This window comes from Vibrio sp. 1580 (assembly GCF_033340055.1).
Map to the genome: position 1 here is coordinate 465,491 of NZ_JAWOVT010000001.1, position 23,491 is coordinate 488,981.

The 23,491-nt window shown below is 44.5% G+C and carries 24 protein-coding genes; 12 read left to right on the forward strand and 12 right to left on the reverse strand.

Features of this window, described 5'->3' with window-relative positions:
* The 5 genes from R7093_RS02085 to R7093_RS02105 all read left to right on the forward strand — a co-directional run bounded on the left by R7093_RS02085 (nt 1) and on the right by R7093_RS02105 (nt 7,822).
* Nucleotides 1-2,232, forward strand: coding sequence for a response regulator (locus R7093_RS02085; protein ID WP_005389023.1), 2,232 nt, complete (start codon nt 1-3; stop codon nt 2,230-2,232).
* Nucleotides 2,207-3,631 carry a TolC family protein gene (locus tag R7093_RS02090; protein WP_054577119.1) on the forward strand — a complete coding sequence of 475 codons (1,425 nt, stop codon included), beginning with the start codon at nt 2,207-2,209 and terminating at the stop codon, nt 3,629-3,631. Before R7093_RS02085 ends, R7093_RS02090 begins: the two co-directional genes overlap by 26 nt.
* A complete protein-coding gene (locus tag R7093_RS02095) occupies nt 3,621-5,207 on the forward strand; it encodes an ATP-binding cassette domain-containing protein (RefSeq protein ID WP_105067331.1) in 1,587 nt (528 codons plus the stop codon). Before R7093_RS02090 ends, R7093_RS02095 begins: the two co-directional genes overlap by 11 nt.
* A complete protein-coding gene (locus R7093_RS02100; protein WP_047101605.1) occupies nt 5,204-7,342 on the forward strand; it encodes an ATP-binding cassette domain-containing protein in 2,139 nt (712 codons plus the stop codon). Before R7093_RS02095 ends, R7093_RS02100 begins: the two co-directional genes overlap by 4 nt.
* Nucleotides 7,343-7,447: 105 nt before the next feature.
* A complete protein-coding gene (locus R7093_RS02105; protein ID WP_025768457.1) occupies nt 7,448-7,822 on the forward strand; it encodes a hypothetical protein in 375 nt (124 codons plus the stop codon).
* A gap of 26 nt (nt 7,823-7,848) precedes the next feature.
* On the opposite strand, the gene R7093_RS02110 is transcribed toward R7093_RS02105, so the two are convergent.
* The 3 genes from R7093_RS02110 to R7093_RS02120 all read right to left on the reverse strand — a co-directional run bounded on the left by R7093_RS02110 (nt 7,849) and on the right by R7093_RS02120 (nt 11,042).
* Nucleotides 7,849-8,739, reverse strand: coding sequence for an RNA polymerase sigma factor RpoD/SigA (locus tag R7093_RS02110; protein WP_017635872.1), 891 nt, complete (start codon nt 8,737-8,739; stop codon nt 7,849-7,851).
* Nucleotides 8,740-9,072: 333 nt separating this feature from the next.
* Entirely contained in the window at nt 9,073-10,515 is a 1,443-nt protein-coding gene (locus R7093_RS02115) for a diguanylate cyclase domain-containing protein (RefSeq protein ID WP_005375621.1), read from the reverse strand.
* 239 nt (nt 10,516-10,754) lie between these two features.
* The gene (locus R7093_RS02120; protein WP_005375622.1) at nt 10,755-11,042 is read right to left on the reverse strand and encodes an alternative ribosome-rescue factor A; all 288 of its coding nucleotides are present in this window, start codon (nt 11,040-11,042) and stop codon (nt 10,755-10,757) included.
* A 365-nt stretch (nt 11,043-11,407) separates the two neighbouring features.
* Here R7093_RS02120 and R7093_RS02125 point away from each other — a divergent pair, with 365 nt between their 5' ends.
* The 4 genes from R7093_RS02125 (at nt 11,408) to R7093_RS02140 (ending at nt 13,252) form a co-directional block, all read left to right on the forward strand.
* A complete protein-coding gene (locus R7093_RS02125) occupies nt 11,408-11,617 on the forward strand; it encodes a cold-shock protein (protein WP_005375625.1) in 210 nt (69 codons plus the stop codon).
* An 89-nt stretch (nt 11,618-11,706) separates the two neighbouring features.
* Nucleotides 11,707-12,252, forward strand: a complete 546-nt coding sequence (locus R7093_RS02130; RefSeq protein WP_005375627.1) for a YaeQ family protein — start codon at nt 11,707-11,709, stop codon at nt 12,250-12,252.
* A complete protein-coding gene (locus R7093_RS02135; RefSeq protein WP_005375629.1) occupies nt 12,239-12,781 on the forward strand; it encodes a hypothetical protein in 543 nt (180 codons plus the stop codon). Before R7093_RS02130 ends, R7093_RS02135 begins: the two co-directional genes overlap by 14 nt.
* Before the next feature lie 111 nt (nt 12,782-12,892).
* Complete coding sequence (locus R7093_RS02140; protein WP_005375631.1) at nt 12,893-13,252, forward strand: glutaredoxin family protein; 360 nt, start codon at nt 12,893-12,895, stop codon at nt 13,250-13,252.
* A gap of 191 nt (nt 13,253-13,443) precedes the next feature.
* On the opposite strand, the gene R7093_RS02145 is transcribed toward R7093_RS02140, so the two are convergent.
* The gene (locus R7093_RS02145) at nt 13,444-14,070 is read right to left on the reverse strand and encodes an OmpA family protein (RefSeq protein WP_047101839.1); all 627 of its coding nucleotides are present in this window, start codon (nt 14,068-14,070) and stop codon (nt 13,444-13,446) included.
* Between the two features lie 282 nt (nt 14,071-14,352).
* Between R7093_RS02145 and R7093_RS02150 the strand changes: the two genes are divergently transcribed.
* Complete coding sequence (locus tag R7093_RS02150; RefSeq protein ID WP_047101612.1) at nt 14,353-14,985, forward strand: thiol:disulfide interchange protein DsbA/DsbL; 633 nt, start codon at nt 14,353-14,355, stop codon at nt 14,983-14,985.
* A 13-nt stretch (nt 14,986-14,998) separates the two neighbouring features.
* A complete protein-coding gene (locus R7093_RS02155; protein WP_005375638.1) occupies nt 14,999-15,472 on the forward strand; it encodes an FKBP-type peptidyl-prolyl cis-trans isomerase in 474 nt (157 codons plus the stop codon).
* 82 nt (nt 15,473-15,554) lie between these two features.
* Here R7093_RS02155 and cyoE read toward each other — a convergent pair whose 3' ends face one another.
* From cyoE to R7093_RS02175, 4 genes are read right to left on the reverse strand one after another with little or no spacing between them, the layout of a single operon-like run.
* The gene (cyoE, locus tag R7093_RS02160) at nt 15,555-16,454 is read right to left on the reverse strand and encodes a heme o synthase (RefSeq protein ID WP_005385222.1); all 900 of its coding nucleotides are present in this window, start codon (nt 16,452-16,454) and stop codon (nt 15,555-15,557) included.
* On the reverse strand, nt 16,447-17,466 hold the full coding sequence (locus tag R7093_RS02165) for a COX15/CtaA family protein (RefSeq protein WP_017635865.1): 1,020 nt from the start codon (nt 17,464-17,466) through the stop codon (nt 16,447-16,449). The genes cyoE and R7093_RS02165 overlap by 8 nt, the downstream gene beginning before the upstream one ends.
* Nucleotides 17,467-17,477: 11 nt before the next feature.
* Nucleotides 17,478-18,014 (reverse strand): hypothetical protein, encoded by a 537-nt coding sequence (locus R7093_RS02170; protein ID WP_017635864.1) that lies wholly within the window; start codon nt 18,012-18,014, stop codon nt 17,478-17,480.
* On the reverse strand, nt 18,004-18,795 hold the full coding sequence (locus R7093_RS02175; RefSeq protein ID WP_031777208.1) for an SURF1 family protein: 792 nt from the start codon (nt 18,793-18,795) through the stop codon (nt 18,004-18,006). The genes R7093_RS02170 and R7093_RS02175 overlap by 11 nt, the downstream gene beginning before the upstream one ends.
* Here R7093_RS02175 and R7093_RS02180 point away from each other — a divergent pair.
* On the forward strand, nt 18,794-19,030 hold the full coding sequence (locus R7093_RS02180) for a DUF2909 domain-containing protein (protein ID WP_005375504.1): 237 nt from the start codon (nt 18,794-18,796) through the stop codon (nt 19,028-19,030). The two genes, R7093_RS02175 and R7093_RS02180, sit on opposite strands and share 2 nt — an antisense overlap.
* Before the next feature lie 24 nt (nt 19,031-19,054).
* On the opposite strand, the gene R7093_RS02185 is transcribed toward R7093_RS02180, so the two are convergent.
* From R7093_RS02185 to coxB, 4 genes are read right to left on the reverse strand one after another with little or no spacing between them, the layout of a single operon-like run.
* On the reverse strand, nt 19,055-19,939 hold the full coding sequence (locus tag R7093_RS02185) for a cytochrome c oxidase subunit 3 (RefSeq protein WP_005385214.1): 885 nt from the start codon (nt 19,937-19,939) through the stop codon (nt 19,055-19,057).
* Nucleotides 19,940-19,990: 51 nt separating this feature from the next.
* Complete coding sequence (locus R7093_RS02190) at nt 19,991-20,530, reverse strand: cytochrome c oxidase assembly protein (protein WP_047101617.1); 540 nt, start codon at nt 20,528-20,530, stop codon at nt 19,991-19,993.
* Nucleotides 20,531-20,550: 20 nt separating this feature from the next.
* Nucleotides 20,551-22,182 carry a cytochrome c oxidase subunit I gene (gene ctaD / locus R7093_RS02195; protein ID WP_017821601.1) on the reverse strand — a complete coding sequence of 544 codons (1,632 nt, stop codon included), beginning with the start codon at nt 22,180-22,182 and terminating at the stop codon, nt 20,551-20,553.
* Nucleotides 22,179-23,342 carry a cytochrome c oxidase subunit II gene (gene coxB / locus R7093_RS02200; RefSeq protein WP_017821602.1) on the reverse strand — a complete coding sequence of 388 codons (1,164 nt, stop codon included), beginning with the start codon at nt 23,340-23,342 and terminating at the stop codon, nt 22,179-22,181. Before coxB ends, ctaD begins: the two co-directional genes overlap by 4 nt.
* Between the last annotated feature and the right edge of the window lie 149 nt (nt 23,343-23,491).

Genomic DNA, 23,491 nt, shown 5'->3' on the forward strand with positions numbered 1-23,491 from the left:
ATGAGTAGCAAACCTTCTTACAATATTTCCGTTCCTGTTATGCGCCTAAGCATCGCTTTCAGCTTGATGCTGGCTGCCCTCGCCTTTTATTTGTATATCTCTTGGGAAAAAGTGGATTCAGTCGAGAAAGTGCAAAACGCGCCTCTTTTGGTTCAAGCTCAACAGCTCAACCAAACTATCGAGTTTGATATTCAAACGCTTCAACGCTGTTTAAGCGCACGTTATTGCAGTACAACAGAGCTTGATTTTGAGGTTCTGAAAGACGAAATTGACCAATTTAAGTCGCTCGCGTCACTCAACAAAACCGAGTTTAGCTTGGTGGGCGCGACCGAATACACGCAGCTTGAACTGGCAATCAATCGCTTCTCAGACAGCCAAAAAACACGCGACGATGTGTTGGCACTGTACCTCTCGCTCACCAATAACTACCTACAAATGGACGACAACTACCGGACCATATTTAACAACCATGCGAGCGACCTAATGATGGAGAAAAACGAGTTCTTCATTTGGTTGTTTGTGGTCGTTGTCGTACTGGTTGGTATCGCAGTACTATCGAACCTGGTGGCAATCCTTAAACTGAAAAAATCCAGCTCGAATGAGCGTGACATTGACCAAGAATTCGATGAGCTTTATCAAGAACTCAAACTACTGGATTTACAAAGGTTGGAAGAGTTGCTGAATGAAGTGAGCATCAATCCTAAGCAGCGTCAGATCTACTCACACCTAAAACTGATTTTCAGCAAACTCGAAGAGCAAAAACGCAATAACGATCTCTACAAGCAGCTCTATGCTCTGATTGGTTACGAGATTCGTGGCATCACCAACACCATTAACGGCGGCGTGCAATATCTCGTTCAAGAGACCGATGAGAGCGGAGTGTTGATGGCGCAAGATATAACCTCGGCTGCCAATACCCTGTCTGAATTGGCAGAGAACTACAACCGACTCATTTCACAAGGGACCGAGAGCAAATCGAAAGAGTTTTCACTGCTGAATGTACTGTCTGAATTGATGATTCACATCAGTTCAAAAGTGCAGCGAAATGAAGGTGAGCTAGACTGCTTTATCTCGGATAACCTACCAAACCGTGTTGAAGGACAATCCACCAGCTTATTCTGGGTGTTGTTCCTACAGCTATCAAATGCCATCCAACTCAAAGCCGACAAGAAACTGTTTGTCACCATTGAATCAGGTGCGGCGTCAGACATTGAAAACACTCGCCTGACCATCAATCTAAACTTCTTAACCACGCTGGATGTGCCGCTTGCCAAGCTCAATACCCTACACTGGAGCGACCATAAACAGCACACTGCAACCAAAGACGATTTGGCGAAAAGCGTGTTGAAAGATTATGGCTATTACGAGAGCCATTGGTATCAATCGGGCAATCAGGAACGTTTTCAAATTCAGCTCGATTTGAAAGCCAAAAGCTTCCACACCGAGAAAACTCGCTTCGACAATAAGCGCCTATTACTGTGTGCCAACTCTCAGCTGCGCATTGATGTGATGAGCAAAATGTTAGTCAACTTGGGCTTAGAGATTACGCCAATTCGAACGCCGAACGAACTCTTCTCTGCGGCAAAAACCTTTGGCGAATACGATGCCATCATGCTGACCGACACGTTCGAGCCAAACAAGCTGCCCTCACTGAGCAAAACGGTGAAATCGCAACTGCGCAATCACCCGAACACCAAGTTGCTGCTCTCGGTCACTAGCACTCAGCAAGCGCAAGAGAGCCATACCTTTGTCGACAAGATTCTGAACTCCCCTGCGATTCCATATGAGTTTATCCCCAATCTTTTAGCAATCATGGAAGCGGAAGCCTCAGAAGATCAGATGGAGAACAGCTCATTCCTGATTGTGGAAGATGACCGTGTTCAACAGATTCTACTCAAACGTATTTTGAGCAAGCAAGAATACGAAGCCGACACCGTTGGCGATGGCGCAGACGCTGTTCAGCACTTCATGAATCAGCGCTCGGACATCATTTTTATGGACTGCATCATGCCTGGCATGGGCGGTATTGAAGCAACCAAACGCATTCGACAATACGAACAAGAGAGCGGACAAAACCCTTGCACCATCATAGGCGCGACAGCATTGACCAGCAGTAATGAACACCAAGCTTGTATCGAAGCTGGAATGGATTACGTGATCAGCAAACCTTATAAAAACGACGAAATCATCAAGGTGATCAACAAGTATGTGGCGGTACAGAAACTTAACTAGCTGCGTATTGGCAGCGCTTACATTGAGCAATGCTCCTTCGGCAATGGCGACCACCTTGCTTGAGGCGGTCAAACTCGGCTTGGAAAACAATTTATCTCTGCGCGCTAGTGACAAAGGCGTGGAAGAAAACGAATACAACATCGACATTAGCCGTTCTAAGTTCCTGCCTTCTTTAAACGGTGCCGCTGATACAACATGGAATGAAAACGAGACCATATTAACGGGAACACCAGATAAACGTTCAAGCTACAACTCAAATAGCTACAGCGTGTCTTTATCCCAATCGGTGTTTAACCTTGGTGACATCTTTAAATACGGCACCGCTAAGCTGGATTTCAACATTGAGGAAATCAAACACGAGAACAAAATCCAGAGCACCATTTCTGAAATCGCGACGCAATATTTCGAATACCTCAAAAACAACGCGCAAATCAAAGCCACCCAAGTAGAACTTAAATCGTCTGAAACACGTGAGCGCCAAATGCGTCGCAACGTGGAACTTGGCAACACTGCGGCGAGCGAGTTGTATGAGGTAATTGCCCAGAAAGAAGGCATTGCCAATCGCTTAAGAACCTTAGAGAAAGACCGGCGCGTAATTTTGAACGGTTTAGAGATTCAAGTTCAATACCCAGTCACCCCATCACAAGACATCTACGAAAGTGTTCCCTTGGAGGAAATCAGCGAATCCGAACAACGTGAGATTCTTGAACAAGCTTTGAAGCTCAATAACGACTTATTGGTTGCGAAGAAAACCGTCGAGCGCAGCCGAAGAGGCTTGAAAGAAAGCGGTTCAAACTTTGTGCCGACCGTATCGCTCTCTGCCAGTTACCGTTACGACGATGCGAACAACTATGACCGAACCGACCCAACCGCAACAGGGGACAGTAACTCGACCAGCGTCGGGTTGAACTTGAATGTGCCAATTTTCTCCGGCGGTTCGGATTACTACGGTTATCAAAAATCGTCGACTGCCATCGAGCGAACCGAGCTGCTGTACCAAGATTCATTGTTCGCGACGCGCAATAGCGTTAACACCTCAGTACTCAACATTAACGACTTCTCCCGCGCCATCAGCAGTTACGAGAACATCATCCGTGCCAACTACGCTTCCTACAAAGGCATTCAACGCGCCTATCAGCTTGGTACGCGAACCATTACCGACTTACTGGCAGCGGAAAGTAAACTGTTCAGCGCACTACGTGATTACGAGAGCGCGCGCTATGACTACATCATTGAATCGATCAATCTTGAGCAAATCAAAGGCATGCTATCGGTTCAATCTATCGAAAGCATCATGCAGTTGATGAGCGATATCGAAGGCAGAAGCAATCAAGACTTAGTTCCAAAACACCTTCTCTCTAAACCATCGATTAAGGAAGGAGGTCGCAATGCAAACTGAGCACTTTTCCCAAAAGATTAACTTTGCTGACAAGTGTTATCTGACTTTCTCAACGGTCATCTCAACACTGTTTGGTTTAGTGCTGCCCTTTTCGATTCTTATTATCTTTGACCGTGTTTTACCTAACCAAGCCAAAGACACGCTGTTTCTTCTGTTTGCCATTATCTTGATCACCATCTTCCTCGACTATCACTTAAAGAATCAGGAAGAGAAGATTTCGTCGGTGATCATGAAGCAATTCGAAACCAACTTAACCAACAAGGTGTTTCAATCAATCTGTTTGGCTGAGATATCGAAGTTTCGTCGTCTAGAACCCGGTGAATACCTAGAGCGTATTGCGACCATTCCAGAGATTAAATCCTTCTTTGGCGGAGAATCTGTACGGGCATTGATCAACCTTGCCGTCAGCATACTGACCATTCTGATTATCGGTCTGATCAACATTTGGGCGGGAGTGACCATCTTGCTCGCCTCCATCATTTTGGCGGTGTTCGCACTCAGTCTTTCCAAGCAGAAAATCAACAGCTTAGAAAACAAATCCGACATCGAAGGCTTAACTACTTCTAAAATCATCGAGATCATCTCTAGCCCACTCGATATCAAAGCGCGCAATATGGAATATCGCGTTGAGAGCTTGATGACACAAATGGTGGAAGAACGTGAAGTCGAGAACATCAAATACGAGCAAATCGAATCAAACTTCAGCCTTATCTTGTCGCTCATACAACAGCTCTCCATCGCGTGTGTGGTAGTGGTTTTGGCAACGGCAGTTATCAACATGCAATCTAGCCAAGGCATTATGGCTGCTATCATCATGCTTACCAACCGCTACTTCGCGCCATACCAGCAAGTAATGCGCACGGTGAGTCGATGGGAGTTGAACAAGCTTCATATTCAACGTATCGCCGAGCTGCTTGAACTTGCTGCATCTGTAGAACAACAAAATGACACGACAGAAGTCGAGCGCATCTCGGTGAAGTATTCGGAAAAACAACGCATCGAGTTTGATCGTGGTCAGGCTTACTTGCTAACAGGGAAAAGCGGCGCAGGCAAAACCCACCTCGCGAATTGCATTACGCGACAAAACACCGACAGTAAGCTCGATATCCAAATCAACGAGACACCGCTCGATGATGTCAACTACAACGTCTGGCGTAATAGCGTGCTCATGGTCGACAAAACCAGCTCGTTCGTCGAAGGCACCATCATAGACAACCTGACTTGTTTCCGCCCAAGCTTAAATAACACGGCATTTGCGCTTTGCGAAACCATGAACATCAAAGCACAAATCGATGCCCTTCCCGCTGGTTTTTACACCGAGCTTAAAGGACATTTACGCAACCCATTCTCGCGCCAAGTCGCTTATGCCTTGTTGTTAGTGCGTGCCTTACTCGCGAACAAACGTGTGTTGATCTTCGACGACATCGACTGTGTTTATGATGACGACTTTGCTCGATTGGTTTTGACCAGCACCGCCTATCGCGCCAACGACAAAATCCTCATCATCGTCAGCAACAAGATGGACAAACTCAATCATCGCCTCAAACGCGTCAAACTTACCGGAGGTGACCAATGAGTATTTTGGTTGATTTTAATAATGTCCCTCAGCGCTTGTTGGACTTTGAGGCTCGCAGTTATGACGAGCGATACAATGAGTCACCTTTGATTCGTGGTTTAGCTTACACCCTCATAGCGCTTGAATGGGAAGGCACACCTTCTATCCTCAGCGACGCTTTTATCCCTAAACCAAAAGACAGCGACAGTTTTATCGCTACGATTGAACGCCTTGGTTACCGTTGTGACGTCACCAAACTAAAAACGTTGGAGCACATCAAGGGGCATCCTCATCCTTGTTTTATCGAGATAGAAAACCTCACTGCGATTTTCTTGGGCACTAAAGACGGCAAACTGATCCTGTTTGATTACACAAATAACAACACCATTGAATACCCGCTCTGCAAGAAGCCGTGCTTGTTGGTCTCGATCAGCGAATACTCCCGCTTATTCCGAGAACCGCCACCTGAATCTCAAGACCGCAGTAACTGGATTAAATACGCGTTTTATCGCTACAACAATGAACTCAAAAGCCTGATTATTCTCAGCTTCGTGGTCAGCATTCTCGGCGCACTCCAGCCCTTTTTTATTATGAGTGTGTACAACTTCGCCTTAACCTCTAGCTCGCAAGCCACGCTTTATTGGCTCACGTTATTTGCTGTGATTGTTGGGTTCTCGGAATACTTTTTCAAGAAAATGCGGGTCAACATCATCGCCACATCAGGAAAGGATTTGGCGGTGCATATTTCTCAAAACGTAATATCCAAACTGTTGTGGCTTCCGTATTCGATGACATCCACCGCAGGTGTCTCTTCTCAGTTAGCGCGTTTGAAAGACATCGACACTTTCCGCCGTTTGGTAACCGCAGAGTCAACATTAAGCTACTTCGACATGCCGTTTGTTATCGTATTCATTATTGCCATTGCTCTTATGTCTGGTACCGCAGCGCTAGTCGTTATGGCGGGGTTGATTCTGATGTTGGTGTTCTGTGTTTATTCTCGTTACATCTACTCGCAAGCCACGTCCAAGAGCTCTCGCGCCAACGCCATGGTTTCTTACCAATGGAATGAGATTCTTCGTGGTATAAAAACCATCCAAGGCTTGCCATTGTTGCGTGTTATCCAGTCCCGCTTTAGCGCATCGCATTTACAAAGCACCAACGATGCAGAACATGTTTCAGTGACTAATAGCAGGGTTCAGGCAGCAGGCGGAAGTTTGATTCAGGTTATTGGTACCGCAAGTATCGTCGCGGCCGTTATCGGCGTGATGGACGGCACCTCCGATGCAGGTGCAATGCTTGCTACCGTAATTTTAGTCTGGAAGGCGTTGGGGCCTATTATGGGCATCTACAACTCTATTTCTAAGTTCCAATCCATTAAGGCGTCTTCTGCGCAAATCAACAACCTTATGGCGATGAATGACGATAAGCTAACGTTAGAGAAAAGCCCCCCTATTCGCCTATTTCAAGGTAGTATCGTCGGCTCTGGTGTGAGCCATCGTTATAGTGGTGCGGCAACAGGCTTAACTAATCTTGGTTTTAAGATTCCACCGGGCGCAAAAGTTGTGATTTGTGGACCAACAGGTTGCGGTAAAACGACGCTCATTTCTATTATCGCTGGGCTAGAGGAACGCTATCAAGGCTCAGTTTCGGTGGACGGTTATAACATCAAACAATTCAACAGTTACCGCTATCGAACCTCGATTAACTACATCCCGTTTAACCTGCATATTTTTGAAGGCTCCTTGGAGACTAACTTCATCTTGCATAATGGGTTAATCCCAACAGAAAAAATGCGTGAAATGGTGAGTTTCTTTGAGCTCGATACATGGTTGCCACAAGGCCTGGACACTCAATTGAGCGTTGATATCTGTAAAAGTTTACCAAATGGTATTCAACAAAGACTGCGGCTCGCATTAGGGCTAGGTAACTGCGAACAATCTTTGATTATCATTGACGAGCCATTTAATGGTGCTGAGCAAGAAAACTCGCACTACTTCAAGCGGTTATTCAGCGACAAACTACTCAATAAGACCGTTATTTTCTCAACGAATGATCCGGGCATGATCTCTACATCCAACATGAGCTTAGTCTTGGAGCCAGATGGCAACCTGAAATATTTCGGGTTAACCGATAAGTACTTAAAAAGTCTAAGTTAAGTTCGGAATGTGGTGTGGTTCATCATTCATACTTGAGTACGGTCATTGACAAAAATGTAAACGATGAGACTATTTACTCTGTAAGCGCGTACACTAAGGAATCCGATGTATACATTTGTTGCAGACAAATTGGATGTGGTTTATTTATCAACGATACCAGAAAACTACCAGTTACAAGACTTCGACGTGCCTGAAGAAGAACTCGAAATTCGTGAAATTGTAGAGGTATGGTATGAGTGTGCGTTTCTTCCTGACTTTAACCTTCAACACATCGACATCGAAAACAAAACCGCATTAGTCGAGACACAAGCGCAAGTCGTAAACAACTACACAAGTACGCTCGCTTTTTTACTCAAAAGTCGTGCTTATCGCGCAGCACTTAACCGATTATTGAGTGTATGGAGATTGGAGGCAGCAGCTAAAGCACAGCTTGAGCTGCTGTTACTTACGGAAGAACAGAGTAGCAAGCCAGTAAATTAATCGGCTAGGATAAGGGGCTAAAAATCTTAAACCCAACCATCGAATCGGAGACGTTTCTGCACGCGTTCAACCGCCTCTATCTGCATCTGACGAACACGCTCGTTAGACACATTTAACAACAGGCCTATTTCCGACAAGGTTTTCACTCTCTGGTCAAATAATCCGAATCGATGGATTAAGACTTTCTGCAACTTAGTTGGCAAGGTTTTAATAATATTTTCAATAGCTTGAGTAAAGCACTGATTTTCACAGTCTTGTTGTGGATCTGGCGTATACTCACTTTCACACAGTTCAAGAACAAATGGAACGCGATGTAGGTCCGCAGTGGTCGATACATCAATAAAACCACTTAGAGCAACAAGTTCATCTATACGTTCTGCTTTCACCCCTGAGCAGCGTGAGAGTTCAGAAATAGACAACTCCTTGCTCTCACTTTTTGACGCATCTAGCTTTTTTAAAGCCAGGCTATTTATCTCTTTGCACACATGAGCAGGTAAACGTACCGTGCGGCCATTGTTCATTAATGCCGCTTCTATATTCTCGCGAATCCACCATACCGCATAAGTAGAAAAACGGTAGCCTGGCTCAGGATCGAATTTATCGACCGCTTTTATCAAACCAATGTTACCTTCTTCTATTAAATCGAGCAGAGTAAAGTTATTGCCTGGCCGTTTGAGGTAGCCTTTTGCGATTTTCACAACAAGTCGAAGATTAGACTCAATCAACATTTCGCGCGCTTCTTCATCACCAGCTCGATTAAGTTTGGCGTAATGCAACTCCTCTTCACGAGACAACAAATCAATCCCCACAATATCTTTGAGATAGTGAGCATAAGGGTCTTTCCCAACTGACAACGATTCTTTCATTGACAGTTCATCCGTGACAGCTCGGAACCTAGCAAAGCATTCGTTGTTCATTCCCCGTCCTTCTCAAGCCAACTTATTTCTTATCTTCTTTAATTGTTTTTGTACAACACCGTATGCATCATGCTTTATATGCATTACTTTACACTGAGTGTAGACAGGGGTTCTGATCTTTACCAAGAAATCACTTATCACTTTAAAACAATTACTGCTTCTATGATAAAAACGTGAGCAAGCGGGGGTTTATATATATGAAAGTGATAGTATTTGTACGCAAATTGGCCTCAAAGAAAACAACGCAACGTGATCGTCAACGCTTACCACCTTACTCTGACTAAAACTTTGAGGCTTGAGGATGGTTTGAAGTATCAGTTGAATTAGCGAGACCTAATTCACTTGACGAAGCGCAGGTTGAAGCTGACAGTCTGTTATAACTTGGAAAACTGCACGATTCTTTCCTTCAGACTTACCTTGATACATCAACTCGTCAGCATCTTGCAAGCTCACGATGTGGGTAAACTCAGGATAGTAAGCACAGCCCAAACTGATACTCAAATGAATTGCTTGTCCGCCCAGTATAACAGGCTGATCGTAAACGGCTTTACAAAGCATATTGGCAAAATTGAGCGCTTCTCGCTCTGACAGAGACGACGTAACGAGTGCGAACTCTTCTCCTCCAATTCTCGCCAATGTCATTCGGTCATCAGTCATCGACTTAGCGGCTTCTGCGATGGCAACTATTGCTCGGTCTCCAGCAAGGTGGCCATATCGATCATTGATTGATTTAAAATCATCAATATCAAACACCATCACCGTTAAGTTTCGCTTCAAATGATTCAGTAGCGCCAATTGCTCAATCAGGTGTCTACGGTTGTATAGCTTTGTGAGAGAATCCGTCAACGTCATCTCCAGCAATTGCTGATTGGCAATCGTTAATTGCCTTGTCCGAAGAGCAACCATACGTTTGAGGGCAAAAATATGATAAAGCGTTGCGACCGCCATAATGAAAATAGCAATAGGGAAAAGATAAAGTGGATAAACCGTTTTCACCAGACTCCAACGGGTGAGGATCCGCTCACGATCCGTATCGATGACTTTTTCAAACGCTCGTGATACCTCTAAAATGGAAGTTGCACTGTGCATTCCTGCTGCAATCCGAAGATCTTTACTATATAAGCTAATTGTCGGGACAAACATACCCGCTCCCGGCGTGGTTGCCATATAAAAGTTAGCAACTTGCAGGTCTGCAACGAAGTACAGCACCTTTTTATCGACGGCGGCTTGTATCATCGAATCATTGTTAATGTATTCTGCGATAGGTGCATTCGGGTAATTCGTCTGAACAAACTCAGACTCGTAACTTCCTTTAACAACGCCAATTGGCAGCGTCATTTCGCCAGTTAAAACACTCCTGATATCAACCGAAAGTACATCTTTATTTACGTACAATTTGGTTTGGATAGGCATTATGACTGCGCCAAAGTCCATATACTTCGCTCTTTCGGGCGAGTAGACAAGTCCTCCGTGAAAGTCAGCCTTACCCTCTTTTACGGCTTGTAAAGAAGCATCCCAATCCAAAAGGAGAAACTGAACGTCGATTTGGTTGTTCGCCGCGTACTCTTTCCAAAAGTCGATTAAAATACCTTTAGGTTCACCATCTGGGCTAAGATAAGAGAACGGCTTCCACGCTTTGGAGTTAGCAACAATTAAAGAATGAGACTCTGATTTGTGCGCATGCGCCATCGGACAAATGGACAGCCACAGTAGTAATAAAGAAGCACACGCTTTTTTACATTTGCAACCATAAGTACCATAACTCGTCGATGACATACCTACTTCTCACCAGTCTTTTTAAACCATAATCTCGGCTGTTTGATTAGACTAAAGATATAGTAGAGTTGCATAATACAGGAAGTGACGCTTATTGATATGAATCTAACTTAGTAAGTTTTAGTACTTAATTGGTACTTTCAACGCTTGGTTCGCTGAAGCAGTTGAAGCAGTTGAAGCAGTTGAAGCAGTTGAAGCAGTTGAAGCAGTTGAAGCAGTACATGATAAATTAGGAAAACTTATCTGGTACTAAAAAATTGAATATCATCAGTTTTGCAAACACCTAGTACCAATAAAAAAGCCCTATTCAAAATCCACCTTGGGGAGAACTTTGAACAGGGCTCTTTGCCTCTATGCTTCATTTTACGGCTGAAGCTACCTTTACCTTTTTTCGCTTTAACGACTCGTGTTTGGAACAGCTGACTGGTAACAACCGCTTTTAACGCGTTGTCTTTGATTTCACCTCTGCCGAAGTCGGTCTCATGTTGTGAGCCACTCGGTTGAGGACTGATTTTACGCTTTGCCATAAATCCTCCTTAATGGTCGAACCAGATTGGACAATAATTATATAAATAAGTCAAATTTATAGATTTAGTTGAATTTTATGCTAAAAAACTTCACATCACCGTCATTTATTTGAAATTTAATCAAAAACATGCTGGTTAAATAGTGACTAAATACAAATATTTGTCCATAAAGCACTAATATATGTTGACTCTTCGTGGAATTAACCTAGACTCAAACACGGCTAGAAAGAAAGTTCTTTGTTTTCACATTTCGTTGGATTACTTGTAACCCGTCGTCCTGTGGTACGCAATAGCAATTTATTTTTCCACGCTATAAGCGCCGTTGAGGCGAAAGATTACATTATTTAGATATTTAGGAAATAGACATGTCTAACACAGCTACTGGCACAGTTAAGTGGTTCAACGAAACTAAAGGCTTCGGTTTCATTCAACAAGAAAACGGTCCTGACGTATTTGCTCACTTCTCTGCAATCACTGGTGACGGCTTCCGTACTCTAGTTGAAGGCCAGAAAGTAGAATTTGTTATCTCTCAAGGTCAAAAAGGCCCTCAAGCAGAGCAAATCAAAGTACTTTAATTCTTAAAGAATTTGATACGATAGCCAGCTTTTAAAGCTGGCTATTTTTTTGCCTAAAACTTATTTTGCCAACAAAACGATATAAATCTATGGCTCTTAAACCAACCATTTACAAATTTCGTATCGCCATTTCCGATATGAATAATGACTATTACGATTCTAAAAATCTAACTATCGCCCTTCACCCTTCTGAAAAGCCGCAACGAATGTTGGCTCGCATTCTAGCTTACTGTTTAAATGCTCAAAGCAATCTAGAGTTTACAAAAGGACTCTCTACGATTGAAGAGCCTGATTTATGGCATGTTGGCGATGATCAAAGCATTACTCACTGGATTGAAATTGGCGAACCAGAACCAGACAGAATTAAGAAAGCTTCTCGCCTCGCAAAGCATGTAAAAGTTTACACTTATAACACCAAAGCGGCTGTCTGGTGGGACAAAATGTCAGGAAAGTTCTCAATGCTTCCCGTCAACGTAGAGAGCTTTGACTATGACGCTATCGACTTGATTTGTCAGCACCTTGACCGAGGTACTAGCCTTTCTGTTATGATTACTGGCAGCTCAATTTTTGTTGATATCAATGATCAACATATCGAAGTAACGGTGAAGGAACTAAAAAACCATGACGTCTCTTAGTGAACTGAGTCAAGAGATGGGATTTGAAGAAATCCCCTTTGTTAAAGAACATAAAGCAGCAAAGCGACGTTGGTTAAAAGAACAGTCACAACTATTTACAAAAGTTTGTGAGAACAAACCCACAACAGCACCTACTCTTCACCTGCTTGGCCTTTTGACCAAATCACATATTGAAGCAAGTGCTAACTACGAGCAACATGCTCACTCTACCCAGCGTATGCAGCAAGTTCTGACTGACTCCTTGGGTAATGAGCACGCGGATAAGTTTACTAACCAATCTGCTGAAGACCTAATCTTAGTCACCCACCTTTGGTTATACACGCAAGGCTATTTAAATATGGATTTCAGCTTGGCGCACGATCATGCCGAGCAGACTCAAAATACATTGCAGCATGAGCTTGTCATAAAACGCATGGACGTTGATGCATTCAGAACCGAACTCATGCAAAGTTTTTATCAAGGTAAAGAAGCCCGTCCGGCTTCAGCAAGTGGCTTTTGGGGTTGGTTTAAACGTCTATTTTCCGCATAAAATACATGGTTTTATCCATTTCAAACAACTGATAGACTTCACGTTCAGTGCAACAAGCATCATGATTGCATTCTTAAAGGACAATTACCCAATGAACATCAAGGGATCATTATGAAGTTTATCCGTTGGATTTTAGGCAAGGTTATCTTATTGCTGAACGCGGTGTTCTCACCTCGTGGTATTAAGCGCACCGCAGAAGAACAGCAACGTATTGATGAAAAAGCGAAACAATACGCACTTTACCAATTTGAAGCCTGCCCTTTTTGCGTAAAGGTCCGCCGTGCAATGAAGCGTCAATCGGTGAACATTGAGCTACGTGATGCAAAAAATAACCCGACTCATCGAGCTGAACTAGAGCAAGGTGGTGGGCGAGTTAAAGTCCCTTGTCTGCGTATCGAAAAAGATGGCGAGACACAGTGGTTATACGAGTCATCTGACATCGTCGCTTACGTTGAAAAAGAATTTGCCTAAGTTCCCCCTATGAACATTGGCGGATGTAAAAGAGGCACCTAACGGTGCCTCTTTTCTATTTTTTCTAGCTAGATGTTGCCGTGCGAGCTTTCCTTATTCAGTCTTCTTGCTCAACTCCGAACTTAAACTCCACTAAGCAAATAACGGGTATGCAAGAACAACACAACGAAGATTACCACCCAACGTCTGCGTTATTCATCCACGATCAATGTTAGCTCTACGCGCCGATTGCAAGCTTTACCACTCGCTGTCGCATTGCTGCACTTCGGTACATACTCTCCGAAGCCTCTAGAAAACACTCGTTGACGTGGAATACTCGTCGCCAATAGTTGTTTTTCTACTTCACGAGCTCGCTTTTCAGATAGCGTGTCATTGAAGCTTTCAGCTCCCGTGCTATCCGCATGACCATCAATCACGACATCAACATCAGTTCTTCCAGCCAGATAGTGACCAATGTTTCGAATCCAGTCTTGAGATTGAGCAGATAACCGTGCAGAACCCGTTTGAAAATGCACTTGCTCTTTCAAACGTATCATCAGGTGACCACCACTGAGCGTCTCGTGAGGAATGTTATGCCTGCTCAGGAACATTTCCAGAGAGGTCACGTTTTGCGACTTTTTTACTGACGCCCTCGCCGTTTGATATGAACGAGGGGAAGAAGCCACATTGGATGCGCTCGGGTATCCCCACTCTGGGTGTCTCAGCTCAGAGTTTGATTTAGGAGCTGTATCTAAAATGTTCCCACCAGGGACCATATCTTGATCGAGGCTGCTGCACCCGGCCAGAATGCCACAAACAATTAAAAACCAATGCTTCATACCATTACCAACGTAGAAAAACTCTTGTTCATTGTGTCGACAAAACACGCCGAATCTTTAGCGCTTTTGTCCACCGACTGGTTTGTCTATGCAGCGTTCATGCCACTGGAGTCAATGCAAAATCATCTCTCAAATAAAAAGCAACACTAAAATACCCTACCCTTACAGCCCATACGTCAGGCAAAGTCTGTTACCAATGGTCTCACTTTATTGTTATTTAATGGTTTTAGTCACTATCGTTAACCGATAAACTAACGCAAATTTCTCATTTAGAGCACTACTATGTTAAAAACCATATCGAAAGGCTTTGCTGTTGTTGTTGCCGTAATGGCTTTGTCGGCATGCGATAGCGGCAAGAGTCAGCCTCAGCAAGGCAAACAATACGAAGTTTTGCCAGTATCCCTTGAAGAATATGATTTAGCTCCCCTGACTGAAGCATTCTCTTTAACTTGTGGCCACTGCCGCTCAATGGAAGAGTTTGTCCCTCAAATTGAATCATTGACCGATCAAAGCGTTGAAAAAATGCATGTAACGTTCAATGAAAGTGCACAAGTGAGCGCCATCATCTTCTATACTGCCGTAATGCAGCTTGAATCAACACCAGATAAAGCGTTTATGGCAGATCTTTTTACTGCTGTGCAAATGGGTGCCGATGCAACGGCTGAGGAACGCCAAATCGCCGTAGAGAAAGCCTTTGAGTCTCGCAACCTTATCAGCCCTTACCATTTAGATGAAGCACAGCAAAAAACGCTGTTTGAGTACATCACTAAGGCAGAAGCGAGCACGACTCGCGGCCAAATTAACTCCGTTCCAGCCTTTATCGTAAACGGAAAATATCAAGTGATTACTGGTGGTCATGACAGCGTTGAAGCCATGGCAGAAACCATCAACTTTTTGCTAAAACAACCTAAATAGACAAGGAGATTACGTGTCTAAATTTTTGTTTCCTCTTATTATTTTTATTTTGGCGGGCTTTTTCATTTACCGTACTTGGACAAACCATAAAGTAGCAGATGAAAACTTTGCCAAAGGCCAAGCATTCTTACTAGAAAATGCGAAAAAAGAAGGCGTCATCACAACAGAAAGTGGCCTTCAATACATGGTTCTTGAAAAAGGCGAAGGTGAGGTTCACCCAACGGCAACAAGTAAAGTAAAAGTACACTACCACGGCACCTTGATTGATGGCACGGTATTCGATAGCTCTGTTAATCGTGGTGAGCCGATTTCATTTGGTCTTAACCAAGTCATTAAAGGCTGGCAAGAAGGTCTACAATACATGGTAGAAGGTGAGAAAATCCGCCTTTTCGTACCAAGCACGCTTGGCTATGGTAAGAGTGGCTCTGGCCCAATTCCACCAGCAAGTGTTTTGATCTTTGATGTTGAACTGCTAGAAATTCAATAAATCTAGAAAGCTTTGTCTTAAAACCAAAGTATCAAAACCAAAAACGCCGCGAATCACGCGGCGTTTTCTGCTTTAAGAGAGGTTAAAAACCAATATAGTGATCCGAAAGCAATGCAATGAACAACGCCAAAAGATGATAGATAGAGAATTTAAACGTCTCCATCGCGGTATTTGGCTCTGGTGCATATTTTAGCTTCCATGCATGGTACATAAAGCCAGCATTGAGGAGTAGCGAGGCAAAAAGATACACCACGCCGACCATACCAACCAAAACCGGTAGGACACAAACCAAAGTCAATAGCACCGTATACAACAGAATAGAAGTTTTGGTGTACTCAATGCCGTGTGTCACTGGCAGCATGGGAATATCTACCTTGCGGTAATCCTCGACACGATGAATAGCCAGAGCCCAAAAATGTGGTGGCGTCCAGATAAAAATGATCATTACGAGCAGCCAAGCATTCGCATGTAATTGCCCTGTTACAGCAGTCCAACCGAGAAGAGGCGGCATCGCACCGGCAATCCCTGCAATGACGATATTTTGGGGCGTAGCACGTTTGAGGTACATTGTGTATACCATCGCATAGCCGAGCAAACTCATCAAAGTCAACCATGCCGTCAGCGGGTTGACCATCGCATATAGAAGTACAAACCCTAAGACACCTAAAACTGTAGCGAAGGCTATCACCGATGATGGTTTAGTCTCACCCGATGGCAATGGTCGTTTGTGTGTACGTGCCATTCTCGCATCAATTCGGCGATCAATTAGATGATTAAACGCTGCCGCAGACCCTGCCATCAGACCAATCCCCGTTAGGCCAACTACCGCCTGCAACCAGGGGAAATCATCAACCGGGGCTAAGCTCATCCCTACTACTGCCGTCACCAACATTAACGCCACCACTTTAGGTTTCGTTAACTTCAAATAAACGGAACTTAGTCGCTTTCGCCCATTTAACGACAGCGCGATTTCTTTACTCATAGCGAACTCCTTTCGCGGTGTAATTCCAAGCCGTTTTACCCTGCCACAAGTAAAACTGGCTAACACAAACGAGACTCAACATAACAGCGGCACCAAGGTTGTGCGCCACCGCGACATAGATAGGAAGTTGAAATACTACGTTGCTTACACCCAGCATAATTTGGCACACCAGAGTGAATAACAACCACCCTCCGATTCTCTGTGAATGATGAGAATCTTGCCTCATAAGCCCAATACTATAAGCCAATACCACGGTGGCGGTAACAATAGCGCCTATACGATGAGTGACGTGTATAGTCATTCTTGCCGGATACTCCAAGACACCAAATTCATAATTCTCGAATCCAGTTTGCCAGAAAGAAAACGCTTCTTTCCATGAGAGATGGCTCATCCAGTCTCCCTCACAAATCGGCAGTGTGGTACACATCAGCGCAGCATAATTTGACGAAGTCCATCCTCCAAGGAGCACTTGCACCAAAACAACCAGGAAAACCAACAATGAAAAGCCTCTCAGAGAGCTAGAAGATGGAGAGAAATAGAGATTGTTTTGCGCTTTTAATTGGCAGTAAAAAATCGCCTGTAACGCCAATAAAACAAAACCACCGAGCAAGTGAAGCATCACGATGACGGGCATTAATTTAAGAGTAACTGTCCACATTCCCAAAAGTGCCTGCCCAATCACCAATACGCTTAGCAACATCGGAATGGTTGAATTTACACGCTCAGACCTTACTGATATCGCTGCCATCGCAAAAATGACTAAACCTAACGTTCCTGCAAAATAGCGATGAATCATCTCAAGCCATGCTTTCTCATGCTCTACTGCCCGCTCGGGGAAGTTCAGGTTAGCACGTATGACGTCTTCTTCTTGATGCGGCACAGAAAAGTGCCCATAACAACCAGGCCAATCCGGGCAACCTAACCCTGCATCTGAAAGGCGAGTATATGCCCCTAACATGATCACCACGAGAGTTAGCAGCAAACTGAATCTAACCAACTGAATTAATTTCATATGCACTTCCTCTAACCGACTCGTGACAGTTTTAAGAGCTTGCGTAAGTCCGCCAACATACCTTTATTCAATAGGACTAAGTCCTCATTTGGTTTCGGCGAGTAAGACATCACCAGTTGCCCAAGAGGATCAACGATCAACATTTGCCCAGGTTTCACTTTTGCGGTAACCAATTCATTCATTTGCATCGCTAACATCGATACTTCCATGGGATCTGAATGCTCAGTCTGCCAAACGACTGGCACTACTCGCTCTTGATACTTACCTAAAGCAACATGACTTTGCTGAAGCAGGTAAAGCTGCTGTTTACACTGTTCAGTGCATTCGTTAGGCAATACATAAGCGAGTTGCCAACCATGGTCTTTGAGAGGTGACTCTTGACCAAGCTGCTCTAACGTCGTGTATGGTTCGACTAACTCGCCTCTATTGGTCACTCCGCTTTGATACCACCCTTGTGTGAGAATGACTTTTGCAATGACAGCGGGAAGCGCGAACGTACAAACCAGCGCAATCAACATTAGTCGTCCTTTGGTTACTTTAGATGTCATGCTTCACCTCCATGTGACGCAACTTTTTTTGCCAACGAACAAAAACAATTAAAGTCAGTATTAAGAAAACACCTGCCATCGAAAACCATTGAATCGAATAGCCAAAATGTTTGGCACTATTGAGTGGTAATGGATTCCAAGGAAAGTCATAGGGCCAACGAGTTAAATTGTCTGGCTGCAAGACTGCGGGCATAAGTTCAATATTCAGTAGCTGATTCAATTGCGCGATGTTTAGGTTTTGCACGCGAATAACATCGCCAACTTCCGGCATTAACTCTGAGCTCAGTGGATTAGTAGATTTTCGGTACAGGCGTCCTGTGATGAAAATCGAATTATCGAGTTTGGTGACCGTTGGTAACATTGAGCGATCTGCTCTTCCCTCGACAAAACCAAGCTCCAATAACGCATAGGTACTAGGCTCATCGCTCGTCAATACAATCTGAAATGCTAAATATCCCACACTGCCTTGATGCGTTTGGTTGTCTAACAAAATTACGGGAAACGCCTGAGGAACAACATTAACTTCCACTTTTTTCCCGAGGATACTTTCCTCTCGCCAGTCGTTGTCTTCAAGAACGACGCTTAGTGCTTGGTACGCACTATCCGCACGCGCGAGAATGGCTTGTTCCAATGCTTGTTTTTCTTGCCCTCTCTCAAACTGCCAAAAACCCAGTTTGACCAAAAGAGAAAACACAACCACAGTTAAACCAACTGCAACCCAAAACCGTTTCGATAGCCATAATTGTCTTGATAACAACAATGATGAAACCGGAGGTGCCATGTCCACCGTATTTCTATTCAAACTGACGCTTGTCCTTTTGCTGCTTTTCATTATCTTCAACCTCGCAAAAGCGCTTATCGAAATGGTTCGTGAAGACCCAGATAATCCTGAAAAAAGAGATAAACCCATGAGTCATTACTTAGGCCGTCGAGTCATGTTCTCCGCTTTGGTGGTCGTCCTTTTGCTTATTGCGCTCAGCTCGGGTTGGCTAGCACCAAACCCTCGCCCTTATTAGTCGAACCAAGAGTTCACACTGAGCCTAAAGTACGTAAACAAACACAAACAGACATAACCAAACCACATCCACGAAATGCCAATACCAGCTGCCCGCTTGAAAGGCAAAATGGTTCTTTGGCGAAAAGTGATCTTTAGCGATTCTGAACAGCAGCACGATTAAGAAGATAGTCCCAAGACAAACGTGTAAACCGTGGAATCCCGTCAACATGAAGAACGTGTTACCGTAAATACCGGACTGCAACGTGAGCCCTATGTCTTGATAAGCATGAACATACTCAACCGCTTGGTAATATAGGAAAAAGCCAGCAAGTACGATGGTTATCTCTAACCAAACAATCAGTGCCGTTCTTTTGTCTTGTTCAAGGCTTATATGCGCCATATGTAGCGTAATAGACGACAATAGCAGCAAGATAGTATTGGTAAGGGGTATGCCCTGCCACGGCATAGCTTGTGTTGTTTCTCCTCCCGGCGTCAGAGTGAGTGGCCACATCGCTTCGAAGGTTGGCCACAGGACTTCGTTGGTCATGAAGTTATTATCTGCCCCACCTAACCAAGGCACAGAAATCATTCTGGCGTAAAACAAGGCACCAAAAAAGGCACCAAAAAACATCACTTCAGAAAAGATAAACCAGCTCATTCCTTGGCGAAAAGAACGAGTAATTTGCGAGCTGTATTTTCCACTCAGTGATTCAGTAATCACATTACTAAACCAACCAGCCAACATGTAAAGCAAGAACAAGAAGCCCACCGCTAGCACAATGCCACCAATGGTTCCCACTGCACCGTCACTTTGTGTCCCCTGGACGGTCATGCCTGCGCCAACAGCAACCAAAAACAGAGCAAATGCACCGATGATCGGCCAGCTACTTTGAGCGGGAACATAATATGTTCCTGGCTTGTTACTCATAATTTCTCTCCTTACTGACCAACCTTGGTCTGTATCTCTCTCCCTGAGTGGCTAAGAGCCTGTAGGAGGGGGAAGTTTATAGAGTGTGTAAGACAGCGTTAACGTGTGTATAGACTCCGGCAAGCCCGGTTCGATATAAAAAATCAACGGCATTTGAGCTTGCTGTTTACCATCCAGAGGCTGCTGGTTAAAGCAAAAACACTCAATCTTATTGAAGTAAGCAGCTCCAGTCCCGGGAGAAACAGAAGGAACGGCTTGCCCCACCAACTTCTGCCCGCTTTCATTAAATGCAAGGTATTCGGTTTGTACGACTTCACCTGGGTGAACATCCATCGAAATCACTTTGGGTCTAAACTCCCAAGGCATATCTGGGCTGACATGCGCCATAAACTCCACGCGAATAGTTCGACTCATGTCCGGTTGCATACCTGTCGGTTGAATGGCGGCCACTTCACTTGTCTTTCCATTGATTCCCAGTGCGTCGCACATCACGTCATAAAGTGGGACCAGTGCATAGCCGAAGCCAAACATTAACAGGGTCGCCAAAAGTAACTTCACTGTGAGCTTCTTGTTTGATGGATTCGGTTTCATGTCACTCACCCCACTCTTTGCTAGTCAATCTCAGGCGGTGTAGTAAACGTATGATGTGGCGCAGGGCTTGGCACTGTCCACTCTAAGCCCTCCGCACGTTCCCACGGTTTTGCAGAAGCCTTTTCCCCGCCACGAATACACTTGATCACCAACCATAAGAAGATCAGTTGTGACAACCCAAATGCAAACCCACCAATTGATACTATTTGATTAACATCAGCAAACTGAATGGCGTAATCCGGTATGCGTCTTGGCATGCCCGCTAAGCCTAGGAAGTGCATTGGGAAAAACAGGACATTGACGGAAATAATTGAGCACCAGAAATGCCATAAACTCAGCTTGTGGTCGTACATATTGCCCGTCCACTTAGGTAGCCAGTAGTATGCCGCTGCCATGATCGAGAATACCGCACCAGATACCAACACATAATGGAAATGGGCAACTACGAAGTAAGTGTCATGATATTGGAAGTCCGCCGGCACAATCGCCAACATCAGTCCCGAGAAGCCACCAATGGTAAACAGCACAATAAAGGCAATGGCAAACAACATTGGCGTTTCAAATGTCAGAGCTCCACGCCACATGGTGGCAACCCAGTTAAAGACTTTAACCCCCGTTGGTACCGCAATCAGCATAGTGCAATACATGAAGAAGAGCTCAGCAAAAACTGGCATCCCCGTGGTAAACATGTGGTGCGCCCACACAAGGAAAGATAACAATGCAATGCTGCACGTCGCGTAAACCATCGAATGATAACCAAACAGCTTCTTACCACTGAAAGCAGGCAGAATGGCGGAAATGATTCCAAACGACGGTAAAATCATGATGTACACTTCTGGGTGACCAAAGAACCAAAAGATGTGTTGGAACATTACCGGGTCACCACCACCAGCTGCGTCAAAGAAGCTAGTCCCGAAATATTTGTCAGTAAGAACCATGGTCACCGCACCCGCTAGTACCGGCATAACCGCGATCAACAAGAAAGCGGTGATTAGCCAAGTCCAAACAAACATTGGTAACTTGAACCAAGTCATTCCCGGAGCTCGCATATTTACGATCGTCACGATAACGTTAATCGCGCCCATAATGGAGCTGATACCCATGATATGCACAGAGAATACAAACAGCGCAGTGCTATCCGGGCCATAAGTCGTGGACAGCGGAGCATAAAACGTCCAACCAAAATCAGGACCGCCGCCAGGTAAAAACAACGAGCTCAACAAGATGAGAAATGCAAAAGGTAAGATCCAAAAGCTCAAGTTGTTCATGCGCGGTAGCGCCATATCTGGAGCGCCGATCATCATCGGGATCATCCAGTTAGCAAGACCAGTAAATGCTGGCATCACCGCACCAAATACCATTACTAAACCGTGTACCGTGGTCATTTGATTAAAAAACTGCGGGTCGACTAGCTGTAGCCCTGGCTGGAACAGTTCGGCACGAATGATCATTGCCATCGCACCACCTGTTAGAAACATCGCAAAGCTAAACCAAAGGTAGAGGGTGCCTATGTCTTTATGGCTTGTAGAATACAACCAACGAGTGATGCCCTGGGGTGCATGATGCTCGTGACCATCATCAATCGCAATGGTACTGTTCGCACTGGCTTCTGCTGGCGCAGACTTCACTGCCTTATCTATTGGCTTACTCATATTTCCTCCTTAGCACTGCCTTGTGCCTTAAAGGCATTCACATCGGATGCTTGCACTGTATCGCCAGTATCGTTGCCCCATGCATTTCGTTGATATGTGATAACCGCGCCAATTTCTTTGTCACTTAACTGATTAGAAAAAGCCTGCATTGCGGTGCCTGGGCGACCGTTGACAATAATATCTATGTGCTCTGTAACGTCTCCGGTTGCAATAGGACTGCCTTTAATCGCGGGAAATGCACCCGGAATCCCCTCACCATTTGCCTGATGACACACAGCGCAACGCGCCGTGTATATCGATTCGCCTTGCGACATCAATTCGTCCATAGATAAGTCTTGAGAGAGCGCTTCTTGAGCCGCCGCTTTTTGAAGCGCGAGTTCTTGCTTCTTACTCGCTAACCATTCATCGAACTTTTCTTCTTCCATCGCATGCACCACCACTGGCATAAATCCGTGTGCACGACCACATAGCTCCGCACACTGACCGCGATATACGCCTGGCTCATCAATTCTTGTCCATGCTTCATTGATAAAACCTGGAATGGTGTCTTTCTTGACGGCAAAGTCTGGTACCCACCAAGAGTGAATGACATCATCAGAAGTCATCAAAAAACGCACTTTGCGATTCACAGGCAACACCAAAGGGTTGTCTACTTCCAGTAAGTAATGCGCGCCTTTAGCTTCGATTCCATCAATTTGTTTTTGGCTGGTGGCAAGCAAACTAAAAAACTCAACATCTTCACCAAAATAGCTGTAATGCCATTTCCATTGCGAGCCTGTGATCTTGACCGTGATATCCGATTGGCTTGTGTCTTCCATTGCTACTAGAGTTTTTGTTGCGGGAATCGCCATAGCGACAAGAATGATGATGGGTATGACCGTCCAAATAATTTCCACTTTTGTGCTTTCATGGAAATGTGCTGCAACTGCTCCTTTTGACTTGCGATGACGGAAGATGGAATAGAACATCACACCAAAAACAATCAAAGCAATTACACAGCAGATATAGAAAATCAGCATATGTAATTCATACACTTGCCCACTTATCTCTGTGACCCCTTTTGTCATGTTGTAGTCATTTTCCTTTGACCAACCAAAAGAGGAAAATGTGATTAAAATCACATTCAGTGATAAGGCTAGAGTAGTCGTTAATCTTTTCAAAAGATCTCTCCTCTGCTCAGCCGCTACGCCTACGCGAGCTTCCTTGCGTCCCGATGCAAATATCGAACAACTTTACGAAAAATCACAAAAACTACGATTTCGACACGGTTTGTTATATTTATGTTAAAAGGCTAGTTATAGTTCCAAGG